Origin of the sequence: Syntrophomonas wolfei subsp. wolfei str. Goettingen G311 (assembly GCF_000014725.1) — a bacterium.
GTDB classification, from domain to species: Bacteria; Bacillota; Syntrophomonadia; order Syntrophomonadales; family Syntrophomonadaceae; genus Syntrophomonas; species Syntrophomonas wolfei.
In genome coordinates, this window is record NC_008346.1 from 660632 (window position 1) to 684812 (window position 24181).

General features: G+C 45.2%; 24 protein-coding genes. 17 read left to right on the forward strand and 7 right to left on the reverse strand.

Annotated elements, in window-relative coordinates; genetic code table 11:
* Positions 1 to 6: 6 nt before the first annotated feature.
* Positions 7 to 912, forward strand: coding sequence for a polyprenyl synthetase family protein (locus SWOL_RS02885; protein WP_011640007.1), 906 nt, complete (start codon positions 7 to 9; stop codon positions 910 to 912).
* A 134-nt stretch (positions 913 to 1046) separates the two neighbouring features.
* On the opposite strand, the gene SWOL_RS02890 is transcribed toward SWOL_RS02885, so the two are convergent.
* The 5 genes from SWOL_RS02890 to SWOL_RS02915 all read right to left on the reverse strand — a co-directional run bounded on the left by SWOL_RS02890 (position 1047) and on the right by SWOL_RS02915 (position 5494).
* Positions 1047 to 1601 (reverse strand): hypothetical protein, encoded by a 555-nt coding sequence (locus tag SWOL_RS02890; protein ID WP_155814114.1) that lies wholly within the window; start codon positions 1599 to 1601, stop codon positions 1047 to 1049.
* Positions 1602 to 2145: 544 nt separating this feature from the next.
* Positions 2146 to 2544 (reverse strand): hypothetical protein, encoded by a 399-nt coding sequence (locus SWOL_RS02900; RefSeq protein WP_011640009.1) that lies wholly within the window; start codon positions 2542 to 2544, stop codon positions 2146 to 2148.
* Positions 2537 to 3100 (reverse strand): type II toxin-antitoxin system HicB family antitoxin, encoded by a 564-nt coding sequence (locus SWOL_RS15130; protein WP_011640010.1) that lies wholly within the window; start codon positions 3098 to 3100, stop codon positions 2537 to 2539. Before SWOL_RS15130 ends, SWOL_RS02900 begins: the two co-directional genes overlap by 8 nt.
* A gap of 1 nt (position 3101) precedes the next feature.
* Positions 3102 to 3350 carry a type II toxin-antitoxin system HicA family toxin gene (locus tag SWOL_RS02910; RefSeq protein WP_011640011.1) on the reverse strand — a complete coding sequence of 83 codons (249 nt, stop codon included), beginning with the start codon at positions 3348 to 3350 and terminating at the stop codon, positions 3102 to 3104.
* A gap of 764 nt (positions 3351 to 4114) precedes the next feature.
* The gene (locus SWOL_RS02915; protein ID WP_011640012.1) at positions 4115 to 5494 is read right to left on the reverse strand and encodes an MATE family efflux transporter; all 1380 of its coding nucleotides are present in this window, start codon (positions 5492 to 5494) and stop codon (positions 4115 to 4117) included.
* Between the two features lie 69 nt (positions 5495 to 5563).
* Here SWOL_RS02915 and SWOL_RS14695 point away from each other — a divergent pair, with 69 nt between their 5' ends.
* The 6 genes from SWOL_RS14695 (at position 5564) to SWOL_RS02930 (ending at position 8937) form a co-directional block, all read left to right on the forward strand.
* A complete protein-coding gene (locus tag SWOL_RS14695; RefSeq protein ID WP_207635320.1) occupies positions 5564 to 5743 on the forward strand; it encodes a hypothetical protein in 180 nt (59 codons plus the stop codon).
* Positions 5744 to 5873: 130 nt separating this feature from the next.
* Positions 5874 to 6146, forward strand: coding sequence for a type II toxin-antitoxin system prevent-host-death family antitoxin (locus tag SWOL_RS02920; protein WP_011640013.1), 273 nt, complete (start codon positions 5874 to 5876; stop codon positions 6144 to 6146).
* On the forward strand, positions 6133 to 6447 hold the full coding sequence (locus SWOL_RS02925; protein ID WP_041427326.1) for a type II toxin-antitoxin system RelE/ParE family toxin: 315 nt from the start codon (positions 6133 to 6135) through the stop codon (positions 6445 to 6447). The genes SWOL_RS02920 and SWOL_RS02925 overlap by 14 nt, the downstream gene beginning before the upstream one ends.
* 70 nt (positions 6448 to 6517) lie before the next feature.
* The gene (locus tag SWOL_RS14700; RefSeq protein ID WP_155814115.1) at positions 6518 to 6682 is read left to right on the forward strand and encodes a hypothetical protein; all 165 of its coding nucleotides are present in this window, start codon (positions 6518 to 6520) and stop codon (positions 6680 to 6682) included.
* Between the two features lie 180 nt (positions 6683 to 6862).
* Positions 6863 to 7036, forward strand: a complete 174-nt coding sequence (locus SWOL_RS15135; protein WP_155814116.1) for a DUF255 domain-containing protein — start codon at positions 6863 to 6865, stop codon at positions 7034 to 7036.
* A gap of 68 nt (positions 7037 to 7104) precedes the next feature.
* Positions 7105 to 8937, forward strand: coding sequence for a thioredoxin domain-containing protein (locus SWOL_RS02930; protein WP_341271087.1), 1833 nt, complete (start codon positions 7105 to 7107; stop codon positions 8935 to 8937).
* Between the two features lie 148 nt (positions 8938 to 9085).
* Here SWOL_RS02930 and SWOL_RS02935 read toward each other — a convergent pair whose 3' ends face one another.
* The gene (locus SWOL_RS02935) at positions 9086 to 10495 is read right to left on the reverse strand and encodes a hypothetical protein (RefSeq protein WP_011640015.1); all 1410 of its coding nucleotides are present in this window, start codon (positions 10493 to 10495) and stop codon (positions 9086 to 9088) included.
* Between the two features lie 755 nt (positions 10496 to 11250).
* Here SWOL_RS02935 and SWOL_RS02945 point away from each other — a divergent pair.
* The 6 genes from SWOL_RS02945 to recN all read left to right on the forward strand — a co-directional run bounded on the left by SWOL_RS02945 (position 11251) and on the right by recN (position 18052).
* Positions 11251 to 11886 carry a hypothetical protein gene (locus tag SWOL_RS02945; protein WP_242649353.1) on the forward strand — a complete coding sequence of 212 codons (636 nt, stop codon included), beginning with the start codon at positions 11251 to 11253 and terminating at the stop codon, positions 11884 to 11886.
* A gap of 5 nt (positions 11887 to 11891) precedes the next feature.
* The gene (dxs, locus tag SWOL_RS02950) at positions 11892 to 13808 is read left to right on the forward strand and encodes a 1-deoxy-D-xylulose-5-phosphate synthase (RefSeq protein ID WP_011640017.1); all 1917 of its coding nucleotides are present in this window, start codon (positions 11892 to 11894) and stop codon (positions 13806 to 13808) included.
* The gene (locus SWOL_RS02955; RefSeq protein ID WP_011640018.1) at positions 13795 to 14607 is read left to right on the forward strand and encodes a TlyA family RNA methyltransferase; all 813 of its coding nucleotides are present in this window, start codon (positions 13795 to 13797) and stop codon (positions 14605 to 14607) included. Before dxs ends, SWOL_RS02955 begins: the two co-directional genes overlap by 14 nt.
* Positions 14604 to 15410 (forward strand): NAD(+)/NADH kinase, encoded by an 807-nt coding sequence (locus tag SWOL_RS02960; protein ID WP_011640019.1) that lies wholly within the window; start codon positions 14604 to 14606, stop codon positions 15408 to 15410. The genes SWOL_RS02955 and SWOL_RS02960 overlap by 4 nt, the downstream gene beginning before the upstream one ends.
* A gap of 48 nt (positions 15411 to 15458) precedes the next feature.
* On the forward strand, positions 15459 to 15920 hold the full coding sequence (argR, locus tag SWOL_RS02965; protein WP_011640020.1) for an arginine repressor: 462 nt from the start codon (positions 15459 to 15461) through the stop codon (positions 15918 to 15920).
* A 431-nt stretch (positions 15921 to 16351) separates the two neighbouring features.
* Positions 16352 to 18052, forward strand: a complete 1701-nt coding sequence (gene recN, locus SWOL_RS02975) for a DNA repair protein RecN (protein WP_207635321.1) — start codon at positions 16352 to 16354, stop codon at positions 18050 to 18052.
* Positions 18053 to 18153: 101 nt separating this feature from the next.
* Here recN and SWOL_RS02980 read toward each other — a convergent pair whose 3' ends face one another.
* Complete coding sequence (locus SWOL_RS02980) at positions 18154 to 18579, reverse strand: Hsp20/alpha crystallin family protein (RefSeq protein ID WP_011640022.1); 426 nt, start codon at positions 18577 to 18579, stop codon at positions 18154 to 18156.
* A gap of 644 nt (positions 18580 to 19223) precedes the next feature.
* Between SWOL_RS02980 and spoIVB the strand changes: the two genes are divergently transcribed.
* The 4 genes from spoIVB (at position 19224) to SWOL_RS03000 (ending at position 24044) form a co-directional block, all read left to right on the forward strand.
* Positions 19224 to 20555 carry a SpoIVB peptidase gene (gene spoIVB, locus SWOL_RS02985; RefSeq protein WP_011640023.1) on the forward strand — a complete coding sequence of 444 codons (1332 nt, stop codon included), beginning with the start codon at positions 19224 to 19226 and terminating at the stop codon, positions 20553 to 20555.
* A 166-nt stretch (positions 20556 to 20721) separates the two neighbouring features.
* Positions 20722 to 21528: a sporulation transcription factor Spo0A gene (gene spo0A, locus SWOL_RS02990; RefSeq protein ID WP_011640024.1), complete on the forward strand. Its 807-nt coding sequence runs from the start codon at positions 20722 to 20724 to the stop codon at positions 21526 to 21528.
* A 214-nt stretch (positions 21529 to 21742) separates the two neighbouring features.
* Entirely contained in the window at positions 21743 to 22864 is a 1122-nt protein-coding gene (gene steA / locus SWOL_RS02995; protein ID WP_041427332.1) for a putative cytokinetic ring protein SteA, read from the forward strand.
* A 277-nt stretch (positions 22865 to 23141) separates the two neighbouring features.
* Positions 23142 to 24044, forward strand: coding sequence for a copper transporter (locus tag SWOL_RS03000; RefSeq protein ID WP_011640026.1), 903 nt, complete (start codon positions 23142 to 23144; stop codon positions 24042 to 24044).
* The last annotated feature ends 137 nt before the right edge of the window (positions 24045 to 24181 follow it).

The following is a 24181-nucleotide window of genomic DNA, read 5'->3' on the forward strand; positions in this document are numbered from 1 at the left end:
TTAGCTATGAATTTTGATTTAGAGCACTTTCAGGAAGAGATTAGACAACGCAAAGAGTTTGTTGACAACTGCTTAATTGGCTGCCTGCTCTCGCCGGACAGCGATCCTCCGTTGATTCACCAGGCCATGCATTATGCCATCTTTAACGGAGGGAAAAGGCTGCGGCCCATAATGGTTCTGGAGGGGGCGAAGATTGCGGGGGGAGAAGCCGAGCAGGCGATTCCGGTGGCCTGCGCCCTGGAAATGATTCATTCCTATTCCCTGGTTCACGATGACCTGCCCTGTATGGACGATGATGATTTCCGCCGTGGGCAGCCCACCTGTCACCGGGTTTTTGGCGAAGCCAATGCGGTCTTGACCGGTGATGCCCTGCTTACTGCTGCTTTTGAGCTGCTGAGCGAGAAAAACAGCGTCTCAGGGATAAAGCCCGATACTACGCTCCGGGTGATAGCTGAAATTGCCCGAGCCTCCGGCAGCAGAGGAATGATTGGTGGGCAAATCCTGGACCTGGAAGCGGAAGGTAAGATTATTGATTATGAGAGCTTGAGGAAGCTGCATTGCCTGAAAACCGGCCAGTTGTTCCGAGCGGCCCTCAGAACCGGAGCCATAGTGGGCGGAATAGGGGAGAAGGGCTTGCTGGCCCTGAGTGACTATGCCGATAATTTTGGCCTGGCTTTTCAGATCAGCGATGATATCCTGGATGTGCAGGGAGATGCGGCTCTTACCGGAAAAAGCATGGGCAGCGACGCCCGCAAGGAAAAGAACACCTATCCCAGCTTGCTGGGCCTGGAGAAGTCCCGGCAGCTACTGGAAGAAAGTATTGCCACCTGCCTCCAGAGCCTGGAGCTTTTTGGACCCGAGGCCGAATTCCTGCGCCAACTGGCCTGCTATACCCTATACCGCAAGAGCTGATAAACTTTGCTATGTCTTATATAGCAGTATATCATTATTTAAAAACCGTTCCGCAGCTGGCGAAATTGGCTCTGTTTCCTGTGTTATTTCATAGTTGCCGGATAACAGTCTTGTATAATATTTTCCTTCATACCTTATGGATATTCCACCGGTTGAAGTGGATTGTTTTCCAGAATCTCTTCCACTTCTTCATATCCGGTCGGAAAGGCAAAGTTATAGCGCGCTGGCAGAGCAAAAACATATTTTGCATTGCTTCCAAGCTCTTTAGGCCCGATAGGTGCGGCACCGATATGGAATTTGTTTTCTTGAAGCGAGTTCCACTGAATGGTGGTAAAGACCATAAGGGGAATATCCTGTCGGGGGTTATCCACGGTCCATTGGGGATGCCGGATAGAAATCATGGGACCGGTTTCAACAATTGCCGCTTCTTGTGCATCTCCCGTAGCCAACCCCTCCCATTGGCTATTTACAATAGTATAGCCTTTCCAGTTTTTCGGCAGAGAAAAATTAAAACCATAGGAGGTATTTTTGTAGATAATTGAGTCCGCGTCCGCTTCATCACTTTCTCCGGCTGGTTGTTGCTGTTCCTCTTTTTGTCCTGGCTGTTGCTGCTGATTCCCTTTTACCCCACAAGCAAAGAGGGAGAAACTCAGTAACAGGATTAGTGAAAGTATAAGCGCTTTTTTCATATCCATCCTCCTCTCCTTATTCATACGAATTGTACGCTAAATCATTACAGTAATATTCTAAATCCTCTTAACAGGGGATTGAAACATCGGATGATTATGCCGTTTGTCGGCAATGTATACAATTCTAGCTCCCTAATATATCTTATCAGTAAAGAGGGATTGGTGATAATAAAACAGTTCTTGCCTACTAATGATAATTTTAAATTCGGGTATTTAAGCAATATGATCGAAGGGGATGGGGGAACTACTACCGCAAGGCGCATGTCAGAAGACTATTGATGGCTGCCGCTTGATCGGGTCGCCTTGTTTTCCAGGGCGACAGAAAAAACGACGGATTCCATAAGAATCCGCCGCCCTGCAAAACTTCACGCGCTGCTCTGGTCGCTCCCCAGTGTTGCCTTGCCCTATCCTGCGAGTGAGTGAAAGCAATATTAGTATTTACAATTGGTTCTCAGATTATTCCATTTACACATTACGCAGGACATTCCCATTCTGTGAGAGGGCTGGTGCTGCAGTTAGCTACTGCAGCATTACCCTACTCGATTTATTCATAAACCACAGTTTCATCGACTTCGAGAAATGGAGGTATAATAATTGGTGGACCACTTAACATCTTTTCTGAAATAAAAGCTATAGTAAGTGTGTTTACTGTCATTACCATGTCTGCTAATTCTTTCTTTAATTCAATTAAATTTTTATCTTCAAGATTTGAACTTGTTGTTATATCAGCAAGCGTTTCTAATTCCAACATCATAGGTCCTGTAGGTTGAAAGTCTATTTTTTCTAATATTCTCAAAACATAACTGCATTCTTCTACGGGGTCTAATTCAGCTACCGTATTTCTTCTTAATGACGCATCACTTGTTTCGTTTTTCTTCTCAGTTAACACAGCATTTATTTTTGATATTCTTACGTTATTAATTGCCACTTTAATTTCACTCATTAATAATCACCCCCCTGGGATTGAAACCACATACAATAGGATTTCTGTCGATTCCATTCCAAAGTCTGCTCAAGTCATTAAAAGCTCCTTTAGAGGTACTGTATCCAAATTGTTGTATTTTGATATTATAGTTAAACGAGTTTTGTGTTGTTTCTTGTTTCTCATTATTTCGCTTAATTGTCTGACCAAAATTGAAGGCTATTAATGTTTGTAAATATTGATTTAAACTAACCCCCTCATTTTTAGCAGTTTGAGCAAGCTGCCTATGAAGAAATTTAGGTATTCTTAGTGTAAATTTTCCACTATATACTTCATCATCTGTAAAACTTGGACTAGGCTTTGGGATATTTTGGCCTCGTTTATGAGCTACATCAATCCAGCATTTTTTAGCTTCATTAAGGTTCAAAATAGCCTCATCAGGTGTTTCTCCATCTGCTATACACCCAGGTAAATCTATTATTTCTGCAATCCACCCCCCTCCTTCTTCGTCGGGAATCCTTTTCACCAAAGCTGGATATTCCACGGAATAATAATCATTAAAAACCTTTTCTACCACCCTATTCCTCCTCCTCTATTACTTCTTCCAGCAGTTCTATGCACTTTTTCACATATATTACCTTTACTTTATTATTGTGAATAGATACCGTAACGTTAGTGCTTGAAGTTGGATGATATACTACTTTATGGCTGCCTGAACTTTCTTCGATAATGCAACCATAGTATTTTAAAATAGTACGGAGTTCGCTCCACTCAACTCCAACCGGGTTATTTATAAGCCTAAGGAGCCTTTTTCTAATTTGACTCATAACATCTCCCCTTTATATTATGCACAAAGGCACTATATATGATACCATTTTATTGTTGCACCATATACAATACCATTAATGAAATACTGTGTCAATATACTAGACTTAAAACTGCCCATGAAAAGTCGGTGCCGAGTAAAAAATTAAAGATGATGGTCAATCAGCCAACTGGGGCAGCAAACTAGATACCGACGGCAATAAGATGAAATGGTTTGGATACAAAAATGCATACTGCTACTAATGTTAAATCTGAATTACCGGTAGCTCGGGTCTTTGACACTTGAATAAAACCGAGGAAGCAAGGAGGCCTTTGAAATAGGGGCTTTCTTTATTTTTTCTGTCAAATTTTCATAAATAGTACTGAGCAATATTGGGTAATGTGAGATTTAGAGGGAAAGGAGGCATTAATAAGCAGATATCAATTTCCAAGTCTAAGAACTCCACTTCCCTTTATGTTATTAAATCCACCTACGGCCAGTACCAACGATGGCACAATGGCCTAAGATATTCTAAAGGAATGTAGAAAAAACCTGACCGGTAAACCCCAGTATTATCTCATGGATGCCGGTTATGATCATAAGTCAACATATGAAACAATCCGTAAGGATTACAAGCCCCAGGCTATAATACCGCTAAAACCACCGAGGCGCCAAAGAGCCCTCGATTGGGATGTGGCCCCCATATGTTCCGCCGGATACCGTATGGTATATTGGGGCAGCAGTTTCCGCTGTACATATTTTAAGCATCGGAAGAAACTGCGGAGCCTAACCTGCTTCTAGTTCGGATCCTAAAGCACGGTACATCCAATGCTTGCGCTGGTACACGATAATGAAAACCAGCGAGCGCAGCAGCCAGTCGATAACGAATACCACCCATATCCAGGCGATAGAGAGCCCAAGAACCTTAATTAGCAGGTACATTATGGGTATACGGAAAGCCCAGGTAGCCAGGGTAGTGACATACATAGGCGTCCGGGTATCCCCGGCCCCTTTTAAGATACCGGCCAGGGTCATGCTCAGGGCAATGGTCAGCTGCTCAAACGCTGCAATTCGGACCAGACTGCCCGCCAGGGTGATAAGCACCGGATCATTGGTAAATATCCGGGCAATGGCCTGGGGGAAACAGAAAAACACTACTCCCAACAAGCCCATTAAAAGGACTGCCAGTTCGAGTGAACCCCGCGCCATCTTCTGTACCGCCAGGCGATCCCGCGCACCTACCGCCTGCCCTACCAGCGCAGTAGCGGCAATGGCCACCCCGAAGCCAGGCATGATGGAAAGGGACTCCACTGCCAGGGCTACCTCATGTGAAGCATAGGCGGTAGTACCCAGAAAGACGATCAGGAAGACGGAAATCAGGCCGGATACAGTTAAAAAGAACTGCTCCCCCATGCTGGGAAGGCCCAAGCGGAAAATGTTTTGAATGATGGACCAGTTTAAACGCTCGGAAAGGCGAAATTTTACCTTTAAGCCACCCCGCCCGCCGAAAAAATACCAGCAGGCCATCACCAATCCAACCACATGAGCCAGGGAAGAAGCCAGGGCCGATCCGGCCACGCCCAAGGCCGGTATCGGTCCCATTCCGTAAACCAGAATATAATTTGCCGCGCAGTTTACTATATTAACCACGAAAGCAATGGTCATAGGAATGTCGGTACGGCCCAATCCCCGATAGACCGAATTAATAATATAGAGGGTTAAAGCCACCGGTAGTATGCTAAAGACGATATGGATATAAAGCAGGGCCAGGCGCTCAACTTCCGCTTCTACGGCAAATAAACCCACAAAAGGCTCAGCCAGCCATAATCCCAGGACAGCTGCTGCTGTTCCCACTACTACTGCCAGCATAAAACTCTGTCCCGCCACCCGGCTGACCTCCAGGCGGTTGCCGGCCCCCTTGGCCTGGGCCACCAGAATTGCGGCTCCAATCCCCAGCGACTCCAGCAAGAGCACCAGTCCAAAAAATATCTGTGCCCCCAGGGCCACTGCCGCCAGCGGTACCGCCCCCAGCCGTCCTACAATGGCGATATCCACCACCCCAATAAGCATGTAGAGGATCATTTCCATCATGGCCGGCAAAGCCGTCTTAAATATTCTCTTCCTGATAAGTGGTTCTTTTATAATAAGTAGAGATAGCTTTTTCATCCGGTTCTTCCTTATTTCGTCTTATCCGATAACTTAGTATAGCCGCCTGGGGCAAGACTGTAAACTAGGATGGGGATTTTGCATGAGGAAGCTCTGTCCTACTTTATCGCTGCTTGTTCCCTCCGCCTGAATAGAAGATATGAGTATGGTATGGGAGATGCTGGTACAGGCAGAAGAATAGATCTTGCTACTCCGCTAGCACTTAAACCGCTTATCAAAGAGCAAATTTATTGTATGTATGACACATGATCCATGTTTATACCTAAATAATATTCTTGAATCAATTACCACAATACAACAGTAGCTAGATGCAATCGGCTTTGATAAGCTAAAGAAATTCGTGTATAATATCTTTAGGTTAGATGAGGAGGCCGGTTTTATGCCAAACATTAAATCCAGTACGGACTTAAGGAACAATTACAATGAGATCTCGACATTCTGCCGTGAAAGCAGAGAGCCCGTTTTTATTACTAAAAATGGGCAGGGAGATTTGGCTGTTATGAGCATTGAGACCTACGAGATGCTTAACGGCAAACTTGAACTTTACCGTCTGCTTGATGAGGGCAGGGCAGCAGTAAAAGAGGGAAGAAAGCGCCCGCTGGAAGATGTAATGCAAGACATTAGGCAGGAAATAACTGATGGCAAATTATAGGGTTGACGTATCGGAACCTGCCGAAAAAGATCTACGTGACATTGTCCGATATATCTCTGCGCAACTATCAGCACCAATGACCGCATTGAAGATGATGGACAACGTTGAGAAAGCTATTATGGGTTTAGCAGTCATGCCGCAAAAATGCCCTCTTGTGACTGATGAACGGCTTGCCATGATGGGATATCGAAAGCTATTCGTAAAGAATTATATTGTCTTTTTCACTATAAATGAAAAGTCAAAGGTTGTTGATATTGAGAGAATCCTTTATGCAAGGCGCGACTGGCGTCATATCATTTGAGGTTAAACATATTGTGAAGACAATGGACGAACGGGAAGTCTATTGAGGCCAGGATTGCTAATTTTGGGGTATGTTGCCAGATCAATCTCATGTTTGCTTTGATGGGATAGAGGATATTAGCTTCTATAAACGATATAAGAAAAAATATGATGCCGAGATTGCTGAAATGACAAGTAGGTTAAGGGCTTTGAGTGCAGAAGTTAATAACATTACCCTGGTGACCAGCGAGAATTAAACGAACAAGCCCAGAAATTTTAACTGAGTGGTTTAAAGCCACGACCAATCAAGAAAGAAACGCTTTATTTAGTTCAATAATTGATAAAATATGGTATAATCGTGACATTGTAACAGGTGAAATCGAATTGGAAATTGAATACCTGTAGATACTATTCAAAAATAGTATGGGGGTATTCTAATGACAGTTCCAGATAAAGAAACTCGCAAAGCTAACCGTTTGATTTATGAAAAATCACCATATCTCTTACAACACGCCTATAACCCAGTTAATTGGTATGCATGGAGTCCGGAAGCCTTCCAGAAGGCCCAAAAAGAAGACAAACCTATCTTCCTCTCGATAGGCTATTCTTAGCCCTTTTGGGGCTAAATTATTAAAGAAATTGTAGGTACAATTTATTTACTTGCCATTGGTGTCATGTGATGGCCCATGAATCCTTTGAAGATCAGGCTGTAGCTGATTTATTAAACCGGAATTTTATCTCCATCAAGGTTGACCGGGAGGAGCGACCCGATATTGATCACATCTATATGATGGCCTGTCAGGCTTTAACCGGGAGCGGGGGGTGGCCGCTGACCGTAATTATGGATGCGGATAAGAAGCCTTTTTATGTGGCTACTTATTTGCCCCGCAGCAGCCGGGGGAGTCTCTGGGGTTTGCTGGAACTGCTTCCCCGCGTTGCGGAACTCTGGAATAAGGAGCGGGAATCTTTACGGCAAGCCGGGGAAGAGATTAGCCGGCATATAATTAAGCAGGAGGCAAATCAAGCAGGCCAGCCCATAAATGAGGAACTTTTAAACCGGGCATTTAAGCAATATGCCCGGGCGTTTGATGCGGAATGGGGTGGTTTTGGGTCTGCTCCGAAATTCCCTATACCCCATAACCTGTTGTTTCTGTTACGCTACTACCATTTTAGGCATGAGGGGCAAGCCCTCGAAATGGTGGAGAAAACATTGCAAAGTATGTACCGGGGAGGTATTTACGATCATATTGGTTTTGGCTTTGCCCGGTATTCAACCGATCGTCAATGGCTGGTGCCCCATTTTGAAAAAATGCTCTATGATAATGCGCTGTTAGCCATGGCCTACCTGGAATGCTACCAGTTAACGAACAAGGAATTTTATGCGGGAGTAGCGCGAGATATTTTCAGTTATATCCTACGAGATATGAGCAGCCCGGAAGGAGGTTTCTATTCTGCGGAAGATGCTGATTCCGAAGGTGAAGAGGGAAAATATTATTTATGGGATAAGGATGAAATAACGGAGATATTAGGTGAGCAGGCCCAATCTTTGGCCCGGACCTACGATATCAGTCAAAAGGGGAATTTCCAAGGCAGGAATATACCTAATCTTACTCGAACGCCAAACTTTGAAGAGCCCCGCCAGGAATTTGCAGCCGAGCGGCAAAAATTGTTTAATTACCGGGAGAAAAGGATAAAGCCCTTAAAAGATGATAAAGTATTAACTGGCTGGAATGGTTTGATGATAGCCGCTTTAGCTATGGGAGCTCGTGTCCTGGGGGATGAAAGCTATTTGCAGGCAGCCTGCCAGGCAGCTGATTTTATAAAGAAGAATTTGCGCCGGTCGGATGGCCGGTTTCTCGCTCGCTACCGGGAAGGAGAATCTGAATACCTGGCTTATGCAGCTGATTACGCATATTTTATCTGGGGTTTGATAGAACTCTATGAGGCTGGTTTTGATAGTCATTACCTGGCCCTGGCCCTTGAACTCAGCGAAGATCTAAATAAATATTTTTGGGATCAAAAAGAGGGAGGCTTTTTCTTTTATGGTCTGGATGCGGAGCAACTATTGGCCCGCCCCAAGGAAGGCTATGATGGAGCTATGCCATCATACAATGCTGTAGCTGTTCTTAATTTTATGCGTCTGGCCCGCTTAAGTTCCGACCTGAGTTGGCAGGTAAAAGCGCAACAGGCTATGGATTACTTTGCAGCAGAGATTCAGGAGTATCCAACTGCGCATTCTTTCTGGTTGCTGGCGGCCATCTTCCAGATATACCCGGGAAGTGAGGTTGTAGTGGCAGCTGAATCAAAAAACCAGGCAGCTTCGGAAATGTTAAAGCTATTTAATTCTCGTTATGATCCCCATAGACTGATAATTTTAAATGAATCGAAAACTAGTGAAATGCTAGGTTCCAGGGCTCCCTATTTTCAGCACATGCCTGGTATAGAGGGTAAGCCTACCGGCTTATATATGCGAGAGTTTTACCTGCCGGTAGCCACTGGTAGGAATGGATGAGCTGCTGGAATCAGGATATATTTAATAAGCGGAGATATAAGCGGAAATAGAATGATAGGGGTATCTATTGATGCCTGATTATTTTAAAATAGCTGGTTGATAAAACACCTTCCGAAAGGCAGGTGTTGCTTCTGTCTAATCATTCAATTTATCCCTGATAATACAAAAGATTTTGCTCTAAATCCGGATCCAGAGGAGCTCCGTTCTTAGTCAGCCGCGCGTAATTGGCCGTAAGAATCTTGATTTCACGATTGCGGAGGTTGTTCATGCGTGAAATCTGGGCGTTATAGAGAGGATGCTTCTCCAGGCTTTCCCTGATGGAGAGGGAAAAAGGGCAGTGCTGAAAGAGAATTTGCCGGGCCACTTTATTCAGGCGCAACAAGCCCCGGGCTTCGAAATCTATCCAGGTTTTATAATCGTCTGCGAATACTTCTCGGGTATTGTTGCGATGCTTTTCCATCTGTAGCCGGATTTTTTCTTTGGCCTCTTCAGTAAGATTCCGGTTCTTTTTATAAAACTGAATGTAATCGCTGTATTCTCCTACCAGTGAATCCGACACATTACTGGTTCTGGTAATACTGGAAGTGCTGCGCGACAATTCCCAACGGAAATGAGAGATTACCTCCAGCAGCATAGTATCGAGGTTGCCGTTACAGAAAAGAGGCAAGACAAATCGCGCGGCCGAGTTCCTCACCCGTCCGGTCAATTCCTGCCACATTATTCCGCGGGAACCAACTGTTGGTAGCAAGATATAATCAGGCCAGACCGGCTTCATAATGATATGCTTATTTATGCCAATCTCCGGGCGGTGGTACACGATTTCCCGGTGAAAAACTGAATAATCAACCTGCAGAAGTTTTTCCAAACCTTCCTTAATTCTTTGGGGAGTAAGCAGATAATTTGTTAAATCTTTTGGCAAAATATCGGAATAAAGCACGGGGAAATAGCTAGCACTGGCTCCATGGCATATCCGTTGACCAAGCTTAAACAGGTTTTCTATTTCATGTTGCAGCTTACTGCTGGCATCATTATCATATTTTGATTTATCCGTCTCCCTCAGTTCTCCTCGTTTTTTCTTTTCGCGGAAAACTTCATTATAGTCATGGCCGAATTCATTTATCGAAGGCTCCTTATCCTGCTTATAAATGCTTACCAACCAGTTGTCAATGGTGTAAACAGCATCCTTACTTCCAAAATCAATACTTTCGGCCAGCTGGTAAAGACTGTGGATTTGCTCAGGCAGCAAAAGCCTTTCATCCAGATAACCAAAGCAAAGAAACATCTTCAACAGCGGATCTGAGTAACCTTCTGCAGCAACTCTCTTCAACACCGCGGTATATAGCTCAAAAAACGCCGGGGTAACCTGCTCCCTTACCTTTCGAATCTGGTTATCGTTGGCATACTGCTGCTGCAAACGGCCAAAGCTATCCAAGCCCTGTTTAAGCTGTTCGGCTGAATTGCGGGATATCCCCCCAAAATGGATTATATTTTCCAAGCTATGTTCGAGTTCAGCCGGTATATTATTAGCTATCGCGCTTCTTTCCAGATTTGCTTTCATATGCTTAATTCGCCTCCAATTTAGCTAAAGATGCCAGGCATTACCATACTACTTTTATACTAATTGAAATGGCCGGATTCCCATATCAGCTATATTTCCTGATTTGTAAGGTCATTTATCCTGGCAGAAAGGTCCCGTAAGTCCTATCCACCCCCCTGGAATCACTTTTACTGGCAGAAGTGTGTTTCTTTTGATATAATAATAAGCTGAAAGAAAACTGGCAAAAGGTTGCAGTATTCTAGTCAACCCTATACAATTTCGAAGACGGGCCTAAAAATCCGTAAAGGGCACATCGATGAAGCTTCTGGTGCCGGCTTGTGACGCCCAGTCAGGGGTCGGTGCTGGGAGTTAAGAGTGCAGGGGCAATCCGCAACGGCATGCGGGCATGACCCCTGTATTCGTGGAGGCTCTTCACGGTATGACCAGTGAAGGGAAAACCTGCATTCCGGTATAAGCTGGGTGCAGTGTAGCCTGCCTTGAGTGGTGGCGGCGGATGAACTCTAGTGGGTAATCATATCCCGGCCAGGATATAATTGCCTGTTCTGAAACCGGGTGCTGCAAAAGAGGCTAGAATTGATGTGGGTTGTTGAGGAAAACTCCTAGACTGTGTGTTGCGGAACATAGTTTGTCGGGGATTAAAGTGTGTACTTAGTGGTAATCCAGCCCCATAAGTGGCAACGTTATGGAGCAGGCGTAAAGGGAAACCGCCCTTATGGCAACATTCGGGTGACCTGCTGGGAAAACCTGCTGGACCTATGTCGCAGCGTTTACTCGACAGACAACCTTTTGCCAGAACTTTTCCTGGAGGAAACAGCGTATTGATGGGCTATATAAAAAAGGATAACCTGATATCCGGACTACTAGTAGCCTTTTTTACATTTTTTATTGCCCTTTTGGTCAGCCTGGGTTCTGAAGCTCTGGTAAGAGCGGTTAACAATGTCATCGTAGCCCTTATTCTCTTATTGATGGTAATATTATTGGGAATATTTTTTGATATAATAGGAACAGCAGCTACTGCTGCCCAGATGCCGCCCTTTAATGCCCGGGCGGCAAAAAAAATATTTGGGGCTAAACAGGCGGTTAAGCTGGTGGGAAATGCCCATCTGGTAGCCAATTTCTGCAATGATGTTATCGGGGATATCGCTGGCACCTTGAGCGGCGCCATAGGTGCCGGAATAGTAATCAGCCTGGTAAATGAACTGGTATTTTTGGATATAATTCTAGCAGGAGCTTTGATGACCAGTTTTATTGCGGCCTTGACGGTCGGGGGCAAAGCGGTGGGCAAGAGCCTGGCGGTAAATCAGGCCAATAGTATTATTTTTAGAGTAGCAATAATTTTAGCCTGGTGGGAAAAGATGAGTGGAATGGAACTGTTTAAGAATAGAAGGTGAAGCTTATGGATGAGATTCTAAACACGATTAATTCACCTCGCGACCTCAAAAAACTTAGCCTTCCGGAGATGACGCAACTGGCCAATGAAATAAGGCAGTTGCTGGTAAAAAGCGTGGCCAAATGTGGCGGCCACCTGGCCTCAAACCTGGGCGTGGTTGAACTGAGTCTGGCCCTGCATACGGTTTTTGATAGTCCTGAAGACAAAATAATATGGGATGTAGGTCATCAGGCCTATGTACATAAGATACTCACCGGTCGCCGCGAGCAGATGAGTACTTTGCGCCAGTATGGAGGAATAAGCGGCTTTCCCAAGGTAGAAGAATCGGAATATGATGCTTTTAATACGGGTCATAGCAGCACTTCCATTTCGGCTGCTCTGGGAATGGCCCTGGCTCGTGACCTTCAGGGCCAGAGCAATTCAGTTGTAGCGGTAATTGGTGACGGGGCTCTTACTGCAGGAATGGCCTTTGAGGCCTTAAATCATGCGGGTCAGGAGGATTCTGACCTGATTGTGGTACTAAACGATAATGAAATGTCCATTTCTAAAAATGTTGGTGCCATGTCGGCTTATCTTAATCGCCTCCGCACTGATCCTTCCTATTCTCGAACCAAAGAAGAAATAGAAAGTGTTTTAAACCGCATTCCGGGAATAGGCCCGAATCTAGCCCGGGCGGCGGGAAAGTTTAAGGATACGGTAAAATATCTGATGGTTCCCGGAATAATTTTTGAAGAACTGGGATTTACCTATATTGGACCAGTAAATGGTCATGATCTGGCGGAATTGAAAGCGGTCTTGAGCAATATAAAAAAGATGAAAGGTCCGATCCTTCTTCATACTATAACGCAAAAAGGCAAAGGCTATGAACCAGCTTTTCAGAAACCGGATATCTTTCATGGTGTGGGGCCTTTTGATGTTGATACCGGTACCCAGTTGAAGAAAAGCTTGAAGACATATACCGAAATTTTTGGCGATTTTATGCTTAACCAGGCTCAAAGGGATAATAAATTGGTGGCTATAACGGCAGCCATGACCAGTGGTACAGGCCTATCCGAGTTCTCCCGGAACTTCCCGGAGCGCTTTTTTGATGTAGGCATTTGTGAACAACATGCCGTCACCCTGGCTGCTGGCATGGCTTCCTCAGGCTTAAGGCCAGTGGTAGCGGTGTACTCTACCTTTCTGCAAAGGGCTTACGACCAGATAGTTCATGATGTAGCCCTGCAAAAACTGCCGGTGATATTTGCCATAGACCGGGCTGGTCTGGTCGGGGAAGACGGCCCTACCCATCATGGTGCCTTTGATTTCTCTTACTTGCGACATATCCCCAATCTTATCATTATGGCTCCGGCTGATGAGAACGAGCTGGTGGACATGCTCCACAGCGCCTTCTCTATGGAAGGACCGGTAGCGATCAGGTATCCCCGGGGAGTGGGAGAAGGAGTCAGGATTAAGTCCGAACGCCAGTTGCTGGAGCCGGGACAGTCCCGGCTAATTGCAGAGGGCCAGGATCTGGCCATTATTGCCGTAGGAAGAGGAGTATCTATTGCCCGGGATGTGGTTGATCTCCTGGCCGGCAAAGGGGTTAACCCGCTGTTGGTGGATGCGAGATTTGTGAAGCCTCTGGATCGCCGGGTTATAGCCGGGGCCGCTCAAAAATACCACCGCCTGCTCACTATCGAAGATAACTCCCTGGCCGGGGGATTTGGCAGTGCCATAGGAGAGATGCTGGTGGAAGAAGGAATTGACGCCGAGTTATTGCATATAGCCCTGCCGGATGAATTTGTCGAGCATGGCCGGGTAGAGCTGCTTTTTGAACAGCTCAATATGAATCCCGATTCTATCCTGGAGAGTATTGCCGGAAAATGGCCAGAGCTGTTTAGTGCCGGCAGCAGGTGGGAGTTGCTGAAGTTTGGCCAGAATTAGATTGGATAGCTTGCTGTACGACAAGGCGTTAGCCCCCAGCCGGGAAAAAGCCCGGGCCATGATTTTGGCCGGGGAGGTTCGGGTAAATGGGCAGATGGTAGATAAACCCGGAACCACCGTAGATGAAGAAGCCAGGATTGAGCTTAAAAGCCATCTATCCCGTTATGTCAGCCGGGGTGGTTTTAAGCTGGAAAAGGCTATAGAGGACTTCCGGCTTGATTTTTCCCAGCGGGTGGTATTGGATATAGGGGCCTCTACTGGTGGATATACCGATTGTGCTCTGCAGCATGGCGCTATAAAGATATTTGCCCTTGATGTGGGCTATGGTCAATTGGATTGGAAACTGCGCAATGATCCCCGGGTTATAAACCTGGAACGAAGAAATATACGCTATTTTTCCCGGGAAGAACTGGGGGAAGCAGTAGATATAATAACCATGGATGTTTCCTTCATTTCTACTACCCTGCTCTTTCCGGTTATTAAGGAAATGCTTAAGGAGGACGGGGTGATTGTTTCTTTAATCAAACCCCAGTTTGAGGCGGGCCGGGGCAAGGTGGGCAAACATGGCGTAGTGCGTGACCCGGTAGTTCATCGTGAGGTTTTACTTAATTGCATTAATTCTGCTCAGCAGGAGAATCTATACTGTACTGCGGTTAGCTTTTCCCCTATAACTGGTCCCAAGGGGAATATCGAATACTTTATCCAGTTGAAAAAAGAAGCTAAGCCTTGTGAAAGGATAGAGGAAGTGGTCGAAAAGGTAGTGGAAGAGGCTCAGCAAAAACTGGGAGGCAAAAAGTGAAGATTATTTTAGTAAACAATCGTTTCAAGGAAAATACGGAAAAAAAGGCTCAGGAGATAGCGGGGCAGCTTAGCGCTCTTAATGTTGAGGTAATTATTGACAATGGTTTGGATGAACCCTATGCCGGAACCGTAGATTTTATCATGGTTCTGGGCGGCGATGGAACCATGTTAAGGGCGGCCCGGCGTTATGGACAAAGAGCTATCCCGGTTTTAGGTGTGAATATGGGCACCGTTGGTTTCTTAAGCAATATTGAAATTAACGAATTGGCAGAATATTTACCGCTTATCTTACGAGAAGAATACTCACTGGAAGCGAGGATGATGCTCGAAGTGGCGGTTTTTCAACAACAATCACTTTTGACCCGGGTTTTTTGTCTAAATGAATTGCTTTTGCGCTCCAATAGTCCCCGGATGCTGAGCTTTGCCTTGGAAATATCGGGGCAAAAACTGGAGCCTTATAGGGGGGATGGCTTAATCGTCTCCACAACTACTGGTTCTACGGCTTATTCCCTATCCGCTGGAGGACCGATTGCCGACCCACAGCTTGATGCCTTCATTGTTACCCCGGTGGCTTCCCACATAATTAACAAGCGACCCCTGGTAGTATCTCCAGAACGGGAAATAAGCCTTCATCTTCTCGAAGAGCGGGAAGCAATTATAGGAATAGATGGCCAGATAAAGATGGATTTTGGTGCTGAAAACCGGGTTTTGATAAAACGAGCCCCTCACCCGTTGCTAATGGTTAATCTAAAGGCCAAGCCTTTCTTTACTTCTATTGACAGGAGTTTACAGCGCCAATGAGCTTGGTTCATTGAGCATAAGAGGTAAGGAAAATAAAGGAGGGCAAAGATGAAACTGCGCCGGCAGCTTTGCATAATTGATATTATCAATCAAAAAGAGGTAGCAACCCAGGAAGAATTATGTGAAACTCTCAAGAATCAGGGTTTTGATGTTACCCAGGCCACAGTATCGCGGGATATCAAGGAACTCAAGTTAATCAAAGTAGCGGATAAAGACGGTTACCATTATGCCCTGCCGGATACCCCGGGGGTGAAGGGCTCATTTGAGCGGATGAAGAGGGTTATTGAAGATTCGGTGCTGGGACTTGATTATAGTGAAAACCTGATTATTATTAAAACCCTTCCTGGTTCTGCTCATGCGGTAGCTTCGCTTATTGATTCCGCCGAATGGCCCACCATTATAGGCACGGTTGCGGGTGATGATACCATTTTGGCAGTGGTCAAGCCTAAAGAAGCTGCTCCCGGTATTGTGGAAGAGTTCGAGCAGCTTATGTTGAAAAGCAACCGCTAGCTGTGCTTGATGTATGAAATAGAAGTATGGCTCAACTGCAAAAATCCCTTTTGTTGCATAAGGGTTGCATAAATATACAAAGCGAGCGTTGGCGAAGCATGGATGCAACATCCGGCGAAGGCGAGCAGGCAAAAGGGGGCGAGCGACAGGATGTCGCGAGAGCGCTTCACCCTGCGGGTACTCCTGGTGTTCCACCCTGCGGGTGTCACTATTAAGGTTGCCGACAAGGATGGGAGATTAGCGCGGTACCCCTTGAGACGCGAGACAAGCCGCAGGTGTTGCCCATGCGAAGCGCCCTGTCGGGCACAACTGATGCTCCCTGCGGTCGCTATTAAGGACGCTGGAGCGGTATATTTATGCAAGCTAATGCATATTTATAATTTTTGTGCAGTGAAATAGAAGTATGAACTTTTGCATGACGACTTTTGATTTTGAATGAAGGGGATCAAATGCTGCAAGAGATATACATAAAAAACTTCGTACTTATCGAAGAACTGCGGCTTTCTTTTGAGCAGGGCTTGAATGTACTTACCGGCGAAACCGGAGCAGGTAAATCCATTATAATTGATGCCCTGGGCCTGGTTCTGGGTGAACGGGTAAGAAACGATCTCCTGCGGGACAGCCAGAAAAAGGCCATAGTTGAAGCAGTATTTGTCGTGGAGAATAATAGTGCAGCCCATTCAGTACTGCTGGAAAACGGACTACTGGAGGAAGAAGAGGATTGCATAGTAGTAAGCCGCGAAATCGCTACCAGCGGGCGTAGTTTGGCGCGCATAAACGGGCGTAATGTAAATGCCGGTTTCCTCAAAAGCCTGGCCCGGCATCTGATAGATATGCATCTGCAGGATGAAAGCAGCGGATTTTTAAACCCGCAAAACTACCTGCAATTCGTAGATGGTTTTATCGAGGAAGGCCAGGATATAGGGAAAGAGATTGAAAGCCTCTTCCTGCAGATAAGAGAGGAAGAACGGCAGCTGGAAAACTACAAGAACAACGAACAGAATCGTTTGCAGAAGATTGATTTTATCCGCTACCAAATAGAGGAAATAGAAAAAGCCGGCTTGCGCAGCGGAGAAGAAGAGGAACTTCTGGCTCTTAACCAAAGAATAAAGAATGCTCAAGCTCTGGAGGAAGGAACCGGGAGGATATTGGAACAGCTCTACCATCGCCAGCATGCTGGTGAAAGTGCCCTGGATTTAATTTCGGCGAGCCTGGAGAACCTGGGTCGCCTGAAAGAGGATGAATTTTTATCCCGCTTACAATCTCCGCTGGAAGAGATTTATTATTCCCTGCAGGATATTGCCTCTCAGCTCTCATCATTTCGGGATTCCCTGGATTTCGAACCAGGCCTGTTGGAGGAAAGTGAGGAACGACTATACCAGCTGCAGAGGCTTAAAGGCAAATATGGTCAGAGTATTGATGAAATCCTGGATTATCTGGGAAAGGCTCGCCTGGAATTGGAATATCTGGAGAACAGCGGAGAAAAACAGGAAGAGCTGGAAGAATCCATAACCGCATTAAAGTTAAGATACCATCACCTGGCAGCTCAACTGAGCCAATTGAGGCAAAGTGCCGCGCAAAAGCTGCAGGAAAATGTAGATATGGAACTAAGGGAGCTTAACATGCCCCAGGTGAAATTTGCCGTTCATATGGAGCTTCGGGAAACGCCAGGCATTAAAGGCATGGATCAGGTAGATTTCCTGTTTTCCCCCAATCCCGGGGAGGAGATGCATTCTTTATCCCGGATTGCTTCGGGAGGAGAGAGGTCTCGTTTTATCCTGGCCTTAAAAAAGGCCTTGGCCGGGATATATTTGATACCCACCCTGATTTTTGATGAAATTGATGTAGGGGTGGGCGGAACAGCATTGGTAGCCATGGCCAATAAACTATATGAATTATCCCTGGAGCATCAGCTTATACTGGTAACCCATTCCCCTCAGATAGCCAGTTTGGCTCACCAGCATTTCCTTATTGAAAAAGCCAGCAGTGAAGAATGCACCCTTACTACAGTGAGGGGATTGGCGGCCGAGGCTCGGGTAGAAGAGATTGCCCGTATGCTGGAGGGAGAAGATTTTTCCCCATTGGCCCGGGAGCATGCCCGCGAAATGCTCACCCGGAGAGATCTGACATAAGCAGCGGTGAAAAGAGAGTAAGTGGGCACTTGTGTGGTAAAAGGATATAGGACAAGCAGTGACAGCAAAAGCCCCCCTGGGGAAAGCAGGGGGGCTTAAATTTAGTCAATTTTAACTTGGTATTTGTCGGGAGGAGTTTCTTTTAGCTTGGGCAGCACGATCTTCAAAATACCGTCCTTATAGTCGGCTTTTACTCCCTCTTGGTCTACATTCTCCACATAGAAGCTCCGGCTTACACTACCTGTCCTCCGCTCTCTGCGCACATAGTTAATACCCTCGTCCTTGGTCTCTTCATCCTGTGTAGCGGCAATAGTCAGGGTATGCTCTTTTAATTCCACATTAATGTTTTCCTTTTTTACTCCCGGCAGTTCTGCTTCTACAATGTATTCCTTGTTGTTTTCCTTGATATCGGCTTTCATATTTAGAGCCGCGCCGTACCAGAAATCATTGAACTCCTTTAACATGTCCCCCCCCAACAGGCTGTTCATCATGTCCCTTCTCTTCCTGAATGGTGTTAGTTCAAACATAAGCATCCTCCTTTTCCACATTATTATTATATTTCTACAATGATATTATACAACAATGGTCAAATAAAGTCAAAGAATAGATGAATGAAACTGAAAGGAAAAACAGCAAGTATTTTTTTTTGATTTTATGTTATAATCATAAATAGAGGTTCCCAGCGGGAACTGAGAACCTCTTACTAGGCGGGAGGCCAACATGACTCCTGGCGTAAGAGTTATTATGATTTAGCTAATACATTATGTATTAGCTTTATTTTTTGGTTACGCCAATTATGGCAACTACCAGTGACAACAACATAAGCAATTCAATTATACTGATAAGCATTCCCCCTCTCCTGGGAGTGCCAGGAGTAGGAGGCATCCTGCATAGCTAATCAAATTATACGCCAAATTAATAGAAAAAACAGTAATTTTAGCCAGCCCTTCATGTCTTAGAATACATGCACTTATGAAAAGTGAATCCGATTCTGTGCTTGAATGATGAGATATTCTAGTATATTAACCCTCACCCCTTACTTTTCTTTTACCACATTATCTTTTTTATTAGAGTTTTCCAAGTCATTAATAGCAATTCTTTGCTTTGCGTATATTCACCCGCAACCAGGGGAAAAATATTTGATATTAATTGGAGCGGGAGGATACAGATTTTGCAGAGAATTCGCCCCTGGCTGGGAATAGTATTATCGTTGCTGCTTATCGCCCTTTGTATTACCCCACAGGCCCAAAGCCTGTTAAACCTTCCTCAATATCAGAGATTAGTAGTGGGTGAATCCAGTACCATATCCCTGCCTCTACCGGAAAAACTCAAAGATAAAATTGAGATGCAGGTTATAAGCCCGTCGCGAAGCGTTTTTGCCGCACCTCAGGAGCCCCCGGTAACTATAAGCTCGAATTCATCGGGTTACGAAATTCTTGCTTTAAAACCGGGAAAGGTGAACGTCGAACTAAAACTCTTGGGCTACATACCTTTAAAATCCATGGCGGTCGAAACCTTACCCACCAAACGAGTTGTGGCAGGTGGTCATTCCATTGGTGTTATATTGCAGTCCAAGGGCATAATGGTCGTAGGCTATGCACCGGTAAGTGACAGTGAGGGAAAGAAAGCCTATCCGGCCCGGGATCAGGGGGTGGAAATCGGGGATATTATTTACCAGGTTGATGGCCAGCCTTTGCATAGCGAAAGTGAGTTAGCCAGAATAATTGACGAAAAAAAGAGTGTGCTTCTAGGCGTTAAACGCGGCAGCAAAAAACTTTCCATTACGGTTCGCAGTACTTACTGTCCGGAAACCAATCGCTGCCGGATTGGCCTCTATGTGCGGGATGGGGTAGTAGGTGTCGGCACTCTGACTTTTTGGGAACCGGATAGCAAAATCTTTGCAGCTTTGGGACATGTGATTATTGATGCAGATACCAAGCAGCAGATTGATGTTTTGCAGGGCAAAATTGTCAGTGCTTCTATTCAAGGGATAAAGCCGGGCAAACCAGGACAGCCGGGGGAAAAGATTGGTGTTTTCAATGGCGAGGGAGAGATTGAAGGAAAAATTATAAAAAACAGCTATTCCGGTATTTTTGGAAAAACCGGAGATGAGATTACTAATCCGCTGGCTCATTATACTATGGAAGTAGCTTATGCTCACCAGGTTAATGAAGGTCAGGCCCAGATCTTGACGGTGGTAAATGGCGATGATATTGAAGCGTTCGATGTAGTGGTGGAGAAAGTCTTTCCAGAACGCCAGGATGGAAAAAGTATGATAATTAGAGTTGCGGACCATCGCCTTTTAAACCTTACGGGAGGAATTATACAGGGCATGAGCGGTAGTCCGATTATTCAGAACGGCAAGATAATCGGGGCCATTACTCATGTCTTTCTCAATGATCCAACCCGGGGGTATGGCATCTTTATGGATAATATGCTTTCTGAAATTCCCAGCAATCTAAACCCCTGGTCCAAGGTTTCGACAAATTCCTGGGATGCTTAGAAAATCATAGCATATTAAAGATTAATATTAATAATTAGTGTTCTATTATGGTAGCAACTGCTGGAATATGCATTAATTTTGTGGAAAAAGAAAGCAGGAAGTTTATGGAGCATGGTCGAAAAGCATTAAACAATAGATATTAAGAGATGAGGAGGAATTAATCTGTATGTTTAGTGAAGCAAATCGGATAAAGATTCTCATTGCCGATGATAACCGTGAATTTTGTGGAATACTCAGGGACTATTTTAATAACGATTCTGATTTTGAAATAGTGGGCATCTGTAATAATGGCACTGAGGTATTGGAGATTATTGAAAAGACTCCGATTGAAGTTTTGATTCTGGATCTCATAATGCCTTATATGGACGGCATCGGGGTTTTGGAGAGAATCAATGAATTGAATATCGAACCGCGCCCCCGGATAATCATACTGACTGCTTTTGGCCAGGAGAACATAACCCAGAAAGCAGTTCAACTGGGAGCTGATTATTACATACTAAAGCCCTTCAATTTACAGGTTTTGGGAGACCGGGTTAAACAGTTGGTCCGTGATGTACCGCCCCGGGTTGAGAATAGGAGTACGGGAAGCTCGGTAGTTAGTAGTAGACCGGGAGCAGGCAAAGATATGGAAATCGAGGTAACCAAAGTAATCCATGAAATCGGGGTGCCTGCCCATGTAAAAGGTTATCAGTATTTGCGCGATGCTATTATGCTGGTGGTTGCGGAAATCAATTATCTGGGAGCAGTTACCAAGGAATTATATCCTACTATTGCCCAGAAATATGATACTACCCCCAGCCGGGTGGAAAGAGCTATTCGCCATGCTATAGAGCTGGCCTGGGATCGTGGTGATCTGGATAAAATAAACAAGTTCTTTGGCTACACGGTAAGTGGAGAGAAAGGGAAACCGACCAATTCAGAGTTTATTGCCATAATCGCTGATCGCTTACGGCTGGAAAACAAAGTGAGCTAAAGAAAGTTGCCTGAAAGAAATGCCTCTCATTTATGCTAAATACTAAATGAGAGGCATTTTCTTTGGGGTGCTGCTTTTCGTCCTCTTATTAGCCGGGAGGAGTATTTTTAATTAATTACACTATATGATAATATAGTTTTCGTAGGATTCTTTAACTGATATGTGAAAACCCTATATTACAGGCTTTCAAGCCTGGTAAAACCTGAGGTGAAGAATGTTAGCCAAAGGACGCGCCCGGATGGACCGGCGTACCAAAAACCTGGTAAAACGACTTAAAAAAAGCGATATTGCTATTATCGACCACGATGATATAGATGAAGTGGCCGCTAATTCCCTTATCGATGCCCGGCCGCAGGCTATTATAAATACCCAGGCTTCCATTACGGGGCGTTACCCGGCCAAAGGAGTCTACAAGATTTTGAAAGCGGGCATACCGGTATTAGATGAGGTAGGGGAGAATATTTTTTCCCAGCTCCGCGAAGGTGTTCTCATAGAGGTCAGAGGAAACCAGGTATTTTGGGGAAAAACCGTAATTGCCGAAGGAAAAGAACTTAGCCTGGAAGATGTAAGGCTGAAGCTCAAAGAAGCTCACCAGAACATCCAGCTGGAGCTGGATCATTTTGTTGATAACACCATGGAATATGCCAAAAAAGAAAAGGATCTCTTGATTGGTAATATCGATGTGCCGGTTCTGGATACCTATATGCTTAACCGACATGTCCTGATAGTGGTGCGGGGAAGCAGTTATAAAGAAGACCTGAGAACGATAAGCCCCTATATTCAAGAGGAACAGCCGGTGTTAATCGGTGTAGATGGAGGAGCTGATGCGCTCCTGGAGTTTGGGCTTAAGCCGGATTTGATTGTAGGTGATATGGATAGTGTCTCGGACACGGCATTAAGCAGCGGGGCGGAAATAGTGGTACATGCCTATGCTGATGGAACTGCTCCCGGCTTGGATAGGATTGAATCCATGGGCCTTAAGGCCAAAACCTTTCCTATGCCCGGCACCAGTGAAGATGTAGCCATGATACTGGCCTGGGAGTATGGTGCCAGCCTTATTGTGGCTGTGGGCAGCCACTCCAATATGATTGATTTTCTGGAAAAAGGGCGCAAAGGTATGGGCAGTACTTTTTTGGTTCGTTTAAAAGTAGGTTCCATACTGGTTGATGCTCGAGGAGTAAGCCAGTTATACAAGCAACACCTGCCCAGCAAATACCTGCTGCAATTGCTGGTGGCCGCACTAATTCCAATCACGGTAATACTGGCCGTTTCCCCGGCAACCAGGCCATTTTTCCGTCTCATCCTCTTGCAACTTAAGATTATTTTTAATATATGATAGCTCGACTGCAAAAACCTCTTTTGATACAGAAGGGTTATATAAATTTTTGCAATGGAACCCCTTGTGGCCGCAACCTTAATAGCGACCACAGAGAGCATCAGGTGTACCCGAGAGGGTGAAGGGTGCAGGGTGAGAGCCACAACCACTGATGAAAAGTGAGTTAGTAGGGGCTTGAATAGTAAGATGTAGTTAGGAAATACATTAACCCTCACCCCTTACTTCTCACTTTAATAATCATAGATTTAATAATACTGTTTAATGGGGTGTGTGAGCATTGATTGATCTGAGATATCATATTGCTTCTATTGTAGCCGTTTTTTTAGCATTAGGACTGGGCATACTCATAGGCAGTACCATAGTGGGGGATAACCTGCTCGTGGATCAGCAAAAGAAAATGATTGATCGCCTGGAGGGACAGTTTTATTCCCTGCGGGAAAGAGAAAGCGAGCTGTCGGCTTCCAACCAGTATAAAGACCAGATCATCTCCAATTATGAGAACTACAGCCAGGCCTTGCTTCCTCCTCTGGTGAAGGAACACCTGACCGGATACCAAGTGGCATTGGTAGTCACCGGGGGCAGTGATATACCGGCCGGTATGCTGAATGCCCTGTCTATTGCCGGAGCAAATGTGGTTTCCAAATCCGTCATTTTGTCCAATATCAGCCTGGATGAAGCGAGCTTACGCCAGCGGGTACAGGAGTTTTATGGCCTGGATAAAGAGGTTTCTCCCGATGTCTTAAGGCAGTATGTAGCCGCCAGTGTGGCCGCAGTTATAACGAATAAAGCCGATCCCGGGGTAATAAGCTTTTTACAGGAAAATGATTTATTGAAGTTCAGCGGTAGTAATACCATGCCCCTTAACGGGATAATATTATTGGGAGGTACCAATAATCTGGCCGGATTTTTTGCGGCTAGTTTTGACCATACCTTGATTGAGTCGCTGGCTCAGCAAGGTTTAAAAATATTTGGGGTAGAAAACTCCAAAGTAACCTATTCCTATATGGAAGAATACCAGAAAGATAAAATCAGCACTATTGACAATGTTGATTTGAGTCCAGGGCAGATATCTCTGGTTTATGCCATGGAGGGTGAACCCGGTGATTATGGCATTAAAGTCACCGCCAAGAAGTTTATGCCCTCACTACCGGTAGAATCAGTGAATAAACAACAGAGGTAGTAGTATCGGAAGACGGAAGGCGGAAATCGGAGGACGGAAATCGGAAGATGCCGGAGCAGGCATGAGGACGGTTCTTTTGCCTGGCAAATAGCCGCATTATGGGGGGCATAAGAAAATAAGCTTACATCGCCTGATAA